The sequence below is a fragment of the Acetobacter malorum genome (genome assembly GCF_001580615.1).
In the GTDB taxonomy this organism is placed as follows: domain Bacteria; phylum Pseudomonadota; class Alphaproteobacteria; order Acetobacterales; family Acetobacteraceae; genus Acetobacter; species Acetobacter malorum.
The window spans coordinates 62,514-75,122 of the sequence record NZ_LHZC01000052.1 but is presented as its reverse complement, the minus strand read 5'-3'; the positions used below and the strand labels follow the sequence as shown (position 1 = coordinate 75,122).

Below are 12,609 nucleotides of genomic sequence, written 5' to 3'. Positions count from 1 at the left end.
GACACTGCATCATGAGCGCAGCAGCGTTTGCCCTCAGGCCAAATGCCGCCACCTCCTGCATCCCTTAAGAAATGAGATGAACGGGAGAATTTTTCAATATCTCCCGGAGCAGAACATTATCGGTTGTGTAGCGTTTCAGCCTTGCACTGGCCGGTGCGGAAGAAGGACCATTCCTCACAACTGCTGCCATCCGGCATGTGGCAGACGCCATACTGGCCGCCAGAAGACCCGGTGCGGATTTCCAGTTTGCCACCCGCATCCACACAATGGACAGACGCCGGGTTGGCCATGCCAATCAGCTTGCTCCGCTGCGGGGAGGTCGCGGAGGGGGTTTCTGTGGTGCCTGCTGGCGTGCTGCTGTGCGGCGTAAGACCGTGGGGGCGCGCGGTGCTGGTTGGGGCAGAGCTGTTTGTCTGCGCGGTGGCTGGGGCCGGAGCAGGCTGGCATGCGGCCAGACCCAGCAGGGCAAGGCCGAGTGCTGCCACGCCAGCGGTTTTCTCATGGAAAGGCATGTGAACTGTGAAGAATGGTCCGCGCATAAGCCTGTCGTCTCCTGCAAGAGGGTGTTGGGTCACGCCATGCCCCATGAGCAGGCGAGAGGGTTGCGAACAAGACGCCACAGAAGGGCCTGTCCGGTAAGGCACGCTATCATTGGGCAAAGGTACACGTGAGGCAATATGATACAGTGCCCGGCAAACCCAGAAGGGAAGGACACGCTGATGACGGGATGGACACGATTACGGGCCACCGGGGACCGCCTCTTCAGGCGACTGTTCGGCCTTAAGCCGCGTGATACCCGTCACCCGCTGGCGGTGTTTACGATGGTCTATAATGAACATCGCATGTTGCCGGTGTGGGCGAATTATTATCGCAGGCAGGCCGGAGCCGGTAATCTTTTTGTGCTGGACCACGGGAGCGACAGCCTGCCTGATTTGCCCGGATGTCAGATTGTTCCGATCCGTCGGGATGAGCTGGACGAAGTTGACCGCTGTGCGCAGATTGAAGCGTTCCAGAAGAAACTTCTTCAATCGTATCGCTACGTTCTTTTCACGGATTGTGATGAATTCGTGGTTGCTGACCCTGCGCGCTATCCGTCGCTGCGCGACTATGTGGCCCATGCTCAGCCTACAGCCATCCGATGCGTGGGGGTGGATGTAATCGACTACGCGCCGGACCTACCGCCCGTGCAATGGGACAAGCCGGTGCTGGCCCAGCGGCCTTACGGTGCGGTGCGGAGCTGGTCCTGCAAGACATTACTCGCTTCTGTGCCGCTGACGTGGACGGCAGGGTTCCATGAGTGCGAAGAATCCGCCACGCTGGACACGGCCTTATGGATGTTCCACCTGAAATATGCTGATCAGACGCACCTTCTCCAGCGCCTTGGTGTGACCCGTGCTTTGCAATGGAGTGCCCGTGCCCGCACTTTGAATCACGGCGTTTCTCATCGGGTGCCTGACCGGAGCATGGTCAATTTCCTGAGAAAGTTTCAGGCAACACGCTCAGAAACCTCACTGGCGGATCTTGATCTGGCCAGCCTTGTGGAATCCGGAGGGGAAAGCAGCCTGCACAGAATCCCTGATCGTTTTTTGAAAGCGTTTTAAAAAACGACTGTCTGGAAAGGGGAGGGGTTACGGGCTGCTCCTTGTGCGCAGTGTTGCAATTATGCCGTCTGTAAACTGAGCAATGGCCTGTTTAAGAATCGAAAATTCACCGTTTTTCTCGCGTGTTTTTTCATCCATATACAGGCCGCGACGCATTTCGATCTGCAGGGCATGCAGCCCCTCACGCGGGCGGCCATAATGCTGTGTGATGTAACCGCCAGCATAGGGCGTGTTGCGGGATGTTTTAAAACCCAGATCCTGCAGGATCTCTTCCGCTTTGTCAGCCAGTCCCGAGGCGCAGCTGGCACCATGGACGTCACCCAGAACAAAGTCCGGATTTCCAGCCTCCGGCGCGTCCGGCATGGAATGCAGGTCTAGCAGCAGGGCCGTGCCATGTTGCGCGTGCGTATCACGCAGGGCAGCCGCCAGAGCTGCGTGATACGGCATCCAGTAATCCCGGATTCGCAGAGCGGCTTCCATAAAGGGCATGCGCGTCCGATAAATCTGCCGGTTATCCGCAACAATGCGGGGCACAGACCCGAGCCCGGCAAGCCCCCGATGCGTGGCGCGCACAAAAGCGGGGATCGGCGTGTTGAACATGCGCGGGTCCAGATCCCACGCAGCCCGATTCACATCACAAAAAGCGCGGGGGAAGGTCGCGTGGACCAGCATTGGCCCCAGGCTGTGCGCATCGGTGGCCAGTTCTTCCACATAGCTGTCTTCCCCACTGCGCAGAATGGCCAGTGGCTGGCGGCTCGCCTGCACAAAGGCTTCCGGGTAAAAGCGCCCGGAATGTGGGGAGGCCAGCACCACGGGGGTTGCAGGCTGGCCAGACACCAGCACAGGAGAGGGAGCCTGCACGCGGTCCGCTCCCTCTGGAACGCTGGCTGGCATGCCCGGCAAAACACGGGCCAGACCCCGGTGAATCAGGCTATGCGTAATATTTTTCATCTGACCATCATTGAGGGCTTGCACTTTGAACGCAAGCGCGATAGAACGCGGCCCACGGTCAAAGATGGGCGCATAGCTCAGCGGTAGAGCACTACCTTGACATGGTAGGGGTCACAGGTTCAATCCCTGTTGCGCCCACCATCTTTGACCGGTGATTTTCTACGGTTTTGACCGTTTCTCTTCCCAAAAAATATTCGGCAAAATAGCAGAAAAAGCCATTAAAGCGAACTATCTGGTAACTCAATCTGTGCCAGATCCATGCCATCTGAGACGTTTGTTTACGCATCAAAGCATGCGCGGTCTTTATTGTTCGAATTTGTTCTGTAATTAAATTGTCCGTGTAAAGGAACAGAAAATCTTCTTTAATGCTAATTTTTTTGAATGAATTCGCATTAAAGAAGAAATTATGATTTCTTGCTTTGTAGGGTGGGTTTTGTATTACCCTACTGTGGTGGCTTTTTTTTCTTCCCTTTCGGAGTCATTTCTTCAACGCGTGTCTTAAAGACATTCAGAAGGCTCTGGTCGATGATTTCGAGAGTATCGGTGCTGATTTCGCCTCCAAAATCAGGGCCAAAATCAAATTTATATTTTGTTTCTTTGCTTTCATAAAAATCAAATAGTCTTCCTGCACGTTCTTTGCCGTAGTAAACGACAAATTTTCCTTTGTAGTCTTTGTATTCTATTGAATCTGTCGCAGAGAAAAGTTCATCTGTATCTGAAAGAAAAGCTAATCTTTTTTTGATATATTCAAAAATATAAATTTCTGTTTCTGACGGTACGATTTCAGGTTCTTTGATTTGATCGCTATCGGCTTTTGGGAGATCGGCGGCAAGGGGCTGCTTTTCAGGTTCTTTGTCTTTTGTGGGGAGGTCTAGTCGCTGAAGGATCCTGAGATTCACAAATTCGCTGAATGCACTTTTTGTCAGCACAATATAGTCAGTCATGGCTTTAGAGCGCACATGACTTAAACCAATGTTTTGTAAAAGCAGGCGAACAAAAGGTTCGCTGGGATTTTGAGCCAACTCTTCAATTTGTTGAACCAAATTCTGAAAAACCAGCTTCCTTTTAGCTTCAGCACCAATATTTTCTGGATCAAAATTTGATTTTTGTAGGCTTTTTAAGCCGTCGACAACTGAATCTTCGATTTTCCCTTTGGCAATGTCATGCAAGTCGAAGGAAAGAAAAGCATTGGGGTCCATCATGTTGGGTTCGTCGGAATCCGCGTAGAATTCGTAAACCATCCCATCTGTGATGACGCCCATTTTGACTGTTGGAGCGGCATTAAAATAAGAGCGTAATTGCCCTCTGTCGTCTTTAAGAGGGGCGCCTAAGGCTTTACATTCAATTGCGATAACAGGGTCCTTATTTTTCAGAATGGCAAAATCGACCCTGTTTTTATATTTGTCAGAAAAGTCTGCATTATGTTCGGGGCAGACTTCATCTGGGTTCATTGTGTCGTACCCCAGAAAATTTACGAGCGGCAACACGAGGAAGAGCTTCGTTGCTTCCTCATTGATGCATCTGGAGGCAACATTTACCATTCTCTCGGAGAATGTTTTGAATTTTTGGCGAAAATCGTCAGTCATAGTACTATCCGATAAATAATGTCATAAAATCATAAAGCGTCACTTGATATTGCAATTCAAGAAAGAAAATTCTGAAATAATCAAATACAAATATGTAATAAATATTTTTGAGACAATTCTAAAAAATAAATACAAATACTACAATATAGTTGATTTTTCAGTCCGTTAAATTTTCCTGCTTCTTTTCACGTTCCGCCGTCACGCTCAGTCTTTGATAGATGCCAAGAGCAAGCACGATGCCTGTGGCGACAAGCAACAAGGATGCCGGGTAAAGAATGGTGACCGGATTTTCTTTGTTGGTTTCAAAAATTCCCACCAGTCCTTCAACAAAAACGGCAATAATGATGGAGGTGATGAATTTTGTCAGACTGGTGCGGGCCTCCCCCAGCGTCTGCTTGCCGCGGGAGAGAATGACCTCTTCTTCCATAAAATATTTGGCGACATCAAAAACCGCCATGGAAATCACGACATAGCTAATGGCATGCACCACAGCCTTCTGGCCGTCCTGCCATGAGTGCAGGAGGGTTTCCACAAGCCCTGACATGCCAAAGGTCGCCAGAAGCACCGCCAGAAGCATCAGCATAATGCTGCCGATTGCAAAGGTGATGCGGGATAAATGGTGCATCTGGAAACTTTCCTCTCTCAGAATGCGTTCAGGCAAAAGCCTGTTCGCATAAAGACGCTTGGAAAGGTGTTCCGTTCCCATAAGGGGAAGAGGTGCGCAGATCAGAAAAAATCGTTCCCCGGAAGATCGAGCGGAAGAGTTTCCGATGCACGTGAAACCTCTCGCTCAAACCACCATGCCTCCGGAGCGTTATTGTCCGGTATGGTGAGCCAGAGCAAGTGCAGGGGAGCCAGCGTGCTTTTTGCCATTTTGCGCATCCCTCCGCGCCTTGAGAGGCGTATAGTCCGGTTGTTCCCAGATATAGAGCAAGGTTTTGCGGAGTGTTTCATGCACGGCTTCGCGCCATTTTTCATTGGTGGGCGTTGTGCCGGCAGGTGTCAGTGAGCGTTTCATAGCAAGTATCTTTGGCCGTTTGTGAGCGGAACTGACGGCGTTCTAACATCCTTTAATGGGTCAGGATGTGACGTTTGTATGAAATAATAGAGGCAATGATTTGTGACTATTTAGAGAATAAGCCGTCATACCGGAGACATTATCATCCATTATTTTGAACAATCACAGTATTAGGAGGCTATCATGACAGCATTTTGGGCATACTGGCTTAGTTTGAAAGCGATTGCTGGCAAAATGCGCGCGTCAGTCAGGGAGCGGTTAGCGCAGCGTCGCAGGGCTCGTCGCGCCTGTTCATAGGCTGCGGATAGTTTGTTTTAGCTCATACGGAAAAGCCCCGCCTCTAAAAGAGGACGGGGCTTTTTTTTGATGCGCAGGGGCCGGAACCCCTGCGTCAGGCGTTTTTATTTGCTGTCGCCAGAGAAGGTGTTGCTGATATCTTTGCCAGCCTTGTCACCCCAGTTACCAATGGCCTTGCCGGTCCGCTTGCCCCAGTTCTTGGTGGACTTGGCAGCGTCAGAAGTACCCTCTTTGGTCTTGTCCCAGGCCTTTTCGGTGCCGCTCTTGGTTTTATCCCAGGCGTTGCTGGTGCCGTCTTTGGTCTTGTCCCAAGCCTTTTCAGACCCGTTTTTGGTTTTATCCCAGGCGCGGTCGGTGCCGTCTTTGGTCTTATCCCAGGTCTTTTCAGTCCCGTTCTTGGTTTTATCCCAGGCGTTGTTGGTGCCTTCTTTGGTCTTGTCCCAAGCCTTTTCAGACCCGTTTTTGGTTTTATCCCAAGCGCGGTCGGTGCCGTCTTTGGTCTTATCCCAGGTCTTTTCGGTGCCGTTCTTGGTTTTATCCCAGGCGTTGTTCGTGCCTTCTTTGGTCTTGTCCCAGGCCTTTTCAGACCCGTTCTTGGTCTTATCCCATGCCGTATCTGTGGCCTGACGCGTGTTGTTCCACGCGCGATTCACGGGGCCCTGTTCTTCTGCGTGAGCGGCGGGCAGGCTGAGCGTGAAGGCTGCAGCCCCCAGCATTGTGGTCAGGGCGATCCGGAATGTCGCAAACGTCATTGAAATGGCCTCCATACGTCTTTTGCTACGTTACAAATGTCTTGCCGTCGCTTTATGGCAAATGTGAGATCAGCCCGTGCCCGGAGCATGGCGTGACCTCATGTTCAGTTCCCGGGCCATAACGCGTTGAAGTGCCAGAAGGTTTCAATCGCGTGGGAGGCAATCCAGAGCGGCTTGCAGAATATAGGCGGCGGCCAGTTGGTCCACGACCTCATTGCGTTTGCTGCGGGAAAGGTCGGCTTCCTGAATCAGCATCCGGTTGACGGCGGAGGAGGAGAGCCGCTCATCCCACAGGCAGACGGGCAGGCCGGTCTGCTCAGATAGCGCGGTAGCCCAGTCCTTGCTGGCCTGTGCGGCAGGGCCAAAGGAGCCGTCCAGTGAGAGGGGGATGCCCACCACCATCCCGCCAATGCCGTGCTTTACCGCAAGGGCACGGATATGCTCCGCCATAGCTCCCAGCTTGCCGCGTTTTACGGTCTCCAGCGGGGTCGCCACCATGCGGGAGACATCGGACATCGCCAGCCCCACCTGTTTGCGGCCGGGGTCAATGCCCAGCAGGCGCGCTTCACGGGCCAGAGTGGCGGCGAGGTCGGTAAGGTTGAACAGAGCCATGTCTGCACGGTATGTTGCCTTGCGCCCGATTATGCTAGGGCTTTTTTCCTCCATAGCTGAAGAGAGTCTGCTTTCATGTCGCTCGACCTCGCGACCACCCGACGTATTGCAAAACTGGCCCGCATCGGCCTTGAAGATGCGGAGCTTGAAACCGTCCGCCAGAAGCTGGATGGCATCCTGGGCTGGGTTGATCAGCTCTCTGAGGTGGATGTTGAGGGCGTGCCCCCCATGGTCGGCACCGAGACAGAGGCCCTGCGCCAACGTGATGATGTGGTGACGGACGGCAATTGCCGGGACGCCATCCTCTCCTGCGCGCCGGAAAAATCCGGCCCCTTCTATACAGTACCCAAGGTTGTTGAATAATGCTGACCGGACTGACGCTCACCGAAGCGCGTGCTGGGCTTGAAGCCCGTAAATTTTCTGCCCGTGAGCTTGCTCAGGCGCATCTGGACGCTATTGGCCGCCTGAATAAGCAGCTGAACGCCTATATTACGGTTCTGCCCGAGCAGGATGTGCTGGCCGCCGCCGATGCTGCGGACGCCCGCTATACCAAGGGTGAAGCCCGGCTGATGGACGGTCTGCCGGTTGGCGTGAAGGATCTGTTCTGCACAAAGGGTGTGAAAACCACCGCTGCCAGCAAAATGCTGGCCAACTTTGTGCCGCCGTATGAAAGCAGCGTGACGGCGCGCCTGCTGGATGCCGGTTCGGTCTTTCTGGGTAAAACCAACCTCGATGAATTTGCCATGGGGTCCGCCAACATCACCTCCGCGTTCGGCTCTGTGCTGAACCCGTGGAAACGTCAGGGTGATGATGCCGCACTGGTGCCCGGTGGTTCTTCCGGTGGTTCTGCTGCGGCTGTGGCCGCTGGTCTGGCTCTGGCTGCAACCGGCACGGATACGGGTGGCTCCATCCGCCAGCCTGCCGCATTCTGCGGAATTGTCGGGCTGAAGCCGACATACGGTCGTTGCAGCCGCTGGGGCACCATTGCCTTTGCAAGTTCTCTGGATCAGGCAGGCCCGATGACGCGCAGCGTGGCCGATGCCGGGCTGATGCTGGAAGCGATGGCTGGCTTTGATGAAAAAGACAGCACCAGTTCCAACCGCCCCGTGCCAGAATTTTCCAAAGCTGTTGGCAAGAGCGTGAAGGGGCTGCGGGTCGGTATTCCTGCAGAATATCGCGCTCCCGGCATGCCGGAAGAAATTGCCAAAATGTGGGAGCAGGGCATTGCCTGGCTGCGTGAAGCCGGGTGTGAAGTGGTCGATGTCTCTCTGCCGCACACCAAGTATGGTCTGGCCACCTACTATATTATCGCCCCGGCAGAATGCTCTTCCAACCTCGCGCGGTATGATGGCATTCGCTTCGGTGAGCGTAAGGACGCTGCCTCACTGGACGGCATTTATGAACGCACCCGCGCAGAAGGCTTCGGCCCGGAAGTGCGTAACCGTATCCTGATGGGCACCTATGTGCTGTCCGCCGGGTATTACGATGCGTATTATCTGAAAGCCCAGAAAGTCCGCACGCTCATCAAGCGTGATTTTGTGCAGGCATTTGAGCAGGTCGATGTGCTGCTGACCCCCACCGCACCGAGTGCCGCCTTTGCGCATGGTGAGAACATGGATGACCCGGTGCAGATGTATCTGAATGACATCTTCACCGTGCCTGCCAGCATGGCCGGGGTTCCGGCTCTGTCCGTGCCGGTTGGACTGGATTCTAAAGGTCTGCCGCTTGGGTTGCAGATTATTGGCCGACATTTTGATGAAGAAACCGTGCTGTCCGTTGGCGGCGCGCTGGAAGCGGCTGCGGGCTTTGCCCACAAGCCCACCCTGCATGCGGAGGCAGGCGTATGAGCTACGTGATTGAAGGCAAAACCGGCAGTTGGGAAATTGTGGTGGGGCTGGAAGTCCACGCCCAGGTTGTCAGCAACTCCAAGCTGTTCTCCGGGGCATCCACCACATTTGGGGCTGAGCCGAACTCTCAGGTCAGTCTGGTTGACGCCGCATTCCCCGGCATGCTGCCGGTGATCAACAAGGAATGCGTGGCGCAGGCCGTGCGGACCGGGCTGGGGCTGAATGCCCGCATCAATCTGGAAAGCCGGTTTGACCGGAAAAACTATTTCTATGCGGATCTCCCGCAGGGCTACCAGATCAGCCAGTTTGCCCACCCGATTGTGGGTGAAGGCACGATTGAGATTGAGCTGGCCAACGGGGAAACCCGGAAAATCGGCATTACGCGCCTGCATATGGAGCAGGATGCCGGTAAGCTGATCCATGATCAGGACCCCACCAAATCCATGGTGGACCTGAACCGGGCCGGCGTGGCGCTGATGGAAATTGTCAGTGAGCCCGACATCCGTGAGCCGGAAGAAGCCGGGGCTTACCTGCGCAAATTGCGCCAGATCCTGCGCTATCTGGGCACCTGTGACGGTAACATGGAAGAAGGCTCCATGCGCGCGGACGTGAACGTCTCCGTCCGCAAAGCTGGTGAGCCGTTCCGCACGCGCTGCGAGATCAAGAACGTCAACTCCATCCGCTTCGTTATGCAGGCGATTGAGGTTGAAGCGGCCCGTCAGGTTGAAATCTGGGAAAACGGGGGCGAGGTTGATCAGGAAACGCGTCTGTTTGACGCCGCTCGTGGTGAAACCCGCACCATGCGCTCCAAGGAAGATGCGCATGATTACCGCTACTTCCCCGACCCGGATCTGCTGCCGCTGGTGATTGAGCAGGAGTGGGTGGATGCGCTGAAGGCTGCTCTGCCGGAACTGCCGGACGCCAAACGTGCCCGCTTCCAGTCCGAATACGGCATCCCGTTCTATGATGCCGGGGTTCTGGTCGCCGAGCAGGCTGTTGCGGATTTCTATGAAACTGTGGCCAAAGGGCGTGATGGCAAGCTGGCGGTTTCCTGGGTGACGGGTGACCTGTTCGCCGCCCTGAACCGCACCGGCAAGACCATTGAAACCAGCCCTGTCAACGCGGAAGCGCTGGGCCAGATGCTGGACCTGATTGCGGATGGCACCATCAACGGCAAGATCGCCAAAGAGGTGTTTGAAGACATGGTGGAAACGGGTGAAGGTCCGGAAGCCATTGTGGAGAAAAAGGGCCTGCGTCAGGTGACCGATACGGGCGTGATTGATGCCGCTATCGAGTCTGTCATGACCAAACATGCAGACAAAGTGGCCGAATATCGCTCCGGTAAGGACAAGCTGTTCGGATTCTTTGTGGGGCAGGTGATGAAGGAAACCAAGGGCAAAGCAAACCCCGCTCTGGTGAACGGGGCGCTGAAGTCCAAACTGGACGCCTAAGCCACCCCGGTCTGGCACATAAATTTTTGCAGAGCGTTAAAATAACCTGCAAATAAGTCTTTTAGGGGGTTTGACGGAACGCTCAGAACCCCCTAAAAGCATCCCTGCAAACGTCGTGTAAACTTCATACTCTTCTTGCGGAGGGGTGGCCGAGAGGCTGAAGGCGACGGTTTGCTAAATCGTTATACGGGTTAAACTGTATCGTGGGTTCGAATCCCATCCCCTCCGCCAATTTCCAAAAAATAAACTAAAACAATGAGTTATGAGTTTTCAAGAAACTCTTATTTCTTTTGTTTCCTTTCAGACGTAGTGCCCGTGTTGTTTGGATAAACATAAAAGGGGCTTCCTTGAGAGGGGTTCTTTGGCTTTTTCAGTCTGTAAGCCTGAACCACCGTGGGTAAGCCGCAGCACGATAAATTGGGCCAGTTCAAGACTGAAAAGAAGGGTGGTGGGCGGAGGTGGCTCCTGGATACAGCCACCTCCGCAATCAGCTCACCAGTAATAAACGTGTGGGCGACGTGTGCCTGTGAAGGGGAAGATTGCTTCTTCAGGATCCAGTAACCCTTGCACAATCTGTCGCGCGACGCGCTTGTCCTTGTGGCGTGCTGGGCAAATGTCAAACATATGGCTGTGCCAGTTCGGTGCTTCAGAGGCGTGACGATTGCCGGCATAGCCCGAACGGTCAGGCCGATTTGCAGCCCATCGATGGTCTTTGCCGAATTTCCGGCTGTGATGGTAGGTGCGAGACATGGGGAAAGTCCTCCATGACGCACGGATTGATTTCCGAGCGTACCTACATGGCTCGGGACTCCTGAACTGTTGTTTCTGTAAGCCTGATCTTACCTTCATGACCGTGGCGGGTGAAGTCGCCCAGAGAGGGCTTGGCTTCGTCGTCCAGATATCCCTTCGTGATGAGGAGATCAGGCTAAGCTACCAAAGAATAGCTATGCAGCTTAACCAGAGCTTCGGCCTGGATGCACGGCGCGCCCACTCGGCATGAGAGTGTGTTTAATGTTGGAAATACCTCGACCAAAAAGCTTGGCGAGGCCGATATGCTTCTTGGGTTGCCACCGTTTTTGCATTGGTAAAAATGAGCCCATTTTCGAAATGCGGACATCTTTTGAGCCTGCGTGGAACGGGTATTGCGATGCGGCAAATAGGAATCGGAAGTGGTAGTTTCCATTTCCATACCTGACAGCAGTGCACTCGCCTATGCACGCACGTATGTTCGTACGGATTGTAGTAATTACGGTTTGCAGTTTTGCAATCAATATCGCGCATGAATGCACGCGGAGGAAATATCAAAACCCATGAATCCGGATTTGACGGCTTGCGCCTCGTAAACGAGCGCGCTGGTTTGTTTCAAAAGTATCGCAAATCTGCATGGGCTTGGTTTATTTAAGCGTTAAAAGACCGGGAGTTCTTTTAGAAGGCATCAGGCTTTAGACGGCTTTATAGCTAGAATTGTCCCGTTGGTCGGGTAAATGGCATGTGTGATATCGAAAAAAATAAACACGGCGGTGTAAAAAGAAACATTGAGAGAAAAATTCAGGAATAATCGCTAACTCTCTAAATGAGGTGACGCGGCAAATTCGATAAAATCCCTCAGATAGTGAATCTCTTCATCGGTTTCACGGTGGCCAAGAAATATCTTTTTTGCAATGCCCTTTTTCCCCAGTTTCACGGGGTAAAGTTCAAAGCGTGAGGCATATTCTTCCACAAGCCAGCGTGGGAGAGCTGCGACGCCTCTTCCATGTGCCACCATCACCAGCATGATATCTGTAGTTTCTATCTGCTTCTGCTGTCGTGGTCCGATGCCTGCGGGTTGCAGAAATTGCGTGTAAATATCAAGCCTTTCGGGCGGGACAGGGTAGGTAATCAATGTTTCGCCTGCGAGCTGTTCCGGTAAGACGAATTTTGCATCCCGCAACGGATGTTCCGGGCCGACAACCAGAACGAGTTCATAGTCAAAAACCGGGCTGAACTTCAGGCCCGGTTTATAAAGCGGGTCAGGGGTGACCAGAATATCAATTTCGTTACTGAACAGCGCGCCGATACCACCAAACTGGAATTTCTGCCGCACATCCACATCAACCTTTGGCCACCTCTCCAGATAGGGAGAGACCACTTTCAGGAGCCACTGGTAGCAGGGATGGCACTCCATACCGATGCGGAGTGTGCCGCGCTCGCCATTAGCGAATTGCTGAAGTCGGCTTTCTGCCAGTTCAAATTGAGGGAGCAGGCGGTTCGCCAGTGATAACAGCCATTCACCCGCCTGAGTAAGCACAAGAGACCGCCCCTCCCGCCGCCAGATTTTGACCTCAAGCTGGTTTTCAATCTTGCGGATAGCATGGCTGAGGGCTGACTGCGTCAGATTCAGGCGCAGCCCGGCTGCCGTCAAGGAGCCCTCGCGCGCGACTTCCTGAATGATTCTCAGATTACTGCGATCCAGAACACTCACGCTTCACCCCAAAAATGCATGAAATTTATATAG

13 protein-coding genes and 2 tRNA genes are annotated in these 12,609 nt (G+C 53.6%); 6 read left to right on the top strand and 9 right to left on the bottom strand.

Annotation, left to right across the window (positions count from 1 at the left end; genetic code table 11):
• Window positions 1-116: 116 nt before the first annotated feature.
• Window positions 117-539 (bottom strand): putative hemolysin, encoded by a 423-nt coding sequence (locus tag AD930_RS18305; protein ID WP_061506146.1) that lies wholly within the window; start codon window positions 537-539, stop codon window positions 117-119.
• A gap of 180 nt (window positions 540-719) precedes the next feature.
• Between AD930_RS18305 and AD930_RS10170 the strand changes: the two genes are divergently transcribed.
• The gene (locus AD930_RS10170) at window positions 720-1,601 is read left to right on the top strand and encodes a glycosyltransferase family 2 protein (RefSeq protein WP_061506145.1); all 882 of its coding nucleotides are present in this window, start codon (window positions 720-722) and stop codon (window positions 1,599-1,601) included.
• 27 nt (window positions 1,602-1,628) lie between these two features.
• Here the strand turns inward: AD930_RS10170 and AD930_RS10165 are convergent, their stop codons facing one another.
• Entirely contained in the window at window positions 1,629-2,552 is a 924-nt protein-coding gene (locus AD930_RS10165; RefSeq protein ID WP_061506144.1) for an N-formylglutamate amidohydrolase, read from the bottom strand.
• 66 nt (window positions 2,553-2,618) lie between these two features.
• On the opposite strand from AD930_RS10165, the gene AD930_RS10160 reads away from it, so the two are divergent.
• A tRNA-Val gene (locus tag AD930_RS10160) sits at window positions 2,619-2,693 on the top strand.
• Window positions 2,694-2,995: 302 nt separating this feature from the next.
• Here the strand turns inward: AD930_RS10160 and AD930_RS10155 are convergent.
• The 5 genes from AD930_RS10155 to ruvX all read right to left on the bottom strand — a co-directional run bounded on the left by AD930_RS10155 (window position 2,996) and on the right by ruvX (window position 6,817).
• Window positions 2,996-4,138: a type I restriction endonuclease gene (locus tag AD930_RS10155; RefSeq protein WP_082781825.1), complete on the bottom strand. Its 1,143-nt coding sequence runs from the start codon at window positions 4,136-4,138 to the stop codon at window positions 2,996-2,998.
• Window positions 4,139-4,295: 157 nt separating this feature from the next.
• Window positions 4,296-4,763 carry a hypothetical protein gene (locus AD930_RS10150; RefSeq protein WP_043550200.1) on the bottom strand — a complete coding sequence of 156 codons (468 nt, stop codon included), beginning with the start codon at window positions 4,761-4,763 and terminating at the stop codon, window positions 4,296-4,298.
• A gap of 189 nt (window positions 4,764-4,952) precedes the next feature.
• Complete coding sequence (locus tag AD930_RS10145; protein ID WP_061490156.1) at window positions 4,953-5,156, bottom strand: hypothetical protein; 204 nt, start codon at window positions 5,154-5,156, stop codon at window positions 4,953-4,955.
• A 401-nt stretch (window positions 5,157-5,557) separates the two neighbouring features.
• Complete coding sequence (locus tag AD930_RS10140) at window positions 5,558-6,205, bottom strand: endoglucanase (RefSeq protein ID WP_244150562.1); 648 nt, start codon at window positions 6,203-6,205, stop codon at window positions 5,558-5,560.
• A gap of 144 nt (window positions 6,206-6,349) precedes the next feature.
• Complete coding sequence (gene ruvX, locus AD930_RS10135) at window positions 6,350-6,817, bottom strand: Holliday junction resolvase RuvX (RefSeq protein WP_061506197.1); 468 nt, start codon at window positions 6,815-6,817, stop codon at window positions 6,350-6,352.
• Window positions 6,818-6,892: 75 nt separating this feature from the next.
• On the opposite strand from ruvX, the gene gatC reads away from it, so the two are divergent.
• From gatC to AD930_RS10115, 4 genes are all read left to right on the top strand, one after another.
• Complete coding sequence (gatC, locus tag AD930_RS10130) at window positions 6,893-7,180, top strand: Asp-tRNA(Asn)/Glu-tRNA(Gln) amidotransferase subunit GatC (RefSeq protein WP_061490245.1); 288 nt, start codon at window positions 6,893-6,895, stop codon at window positions 7,178-7,180.
• Window positions 7,180-8,664: an Asp-tRNA(Asn)/Glu-tRNA(Gln) amidotransferase subunit GatA gene (gene gatA, locus AD930_RS10125; RefSeq protein WP_061506142.1), complete on the top strand. Its 1,485-nt coding sequence runs from the start codon at window positions 7,180-7,182 to the stop codon at window positions 8,662-8,664. Before gatC ends, gatA begins: the two co-directional genes overlap by 1 nt.
• On the top strand, window positions 8,661-10,115 hold the full coding sequence (gatB, locus tag AD930_RS10120; protein WP_061506141.1) for an Asp-tRNA(Asn)/Glu-tRNA(Gln) amidotransferase subunit GatB: 1,455 nt from the start codon (window positions 8,661-8,663) through the stop codon (window positions 10,113-10,115). Before gatA ends, gatB begins: the two co-directional genes overlap by 4 nt.
• A gap of 139 nt (window positions 10,116-10,254) precedes the next feature.
• A tRNA-Ser gene (locus AD930_RS10115) sits at window positions 10,255-10,346 on the top strand.
• Window positions 10,347-10,607: 261 nt separating this feature from the next.
• Here AD930_RS10115 and AD930_RS10110 read toward each other — a convergent pair.
• On the bottom strand, window positions 10,608-10,865 hold the full coding sequence (locus AD930_RS10110) for a hypothetical protein (protein ID WP_043550136.1): 258 nt from the start codon (window positions 10,863-10,865) through the stop codon (window positions 10,608-10,610).
• Window positions 10,866-11,676: 811 nt separating this feature from the next.
• Window positions 11,677-12,576 (bottom strand): LysR family transcriptional regulator, encoded by a 900-nt coding sequence (locus tag AD930_RS10100; RefSeq protein ID WP_043550138.1) that lies wholly within the window; start codon window positions 12,574-12,576, stop codon window positions 11,677-11,679.
• Window positions 12,577-12,609 lie beyond the last annotated feature (33 nt).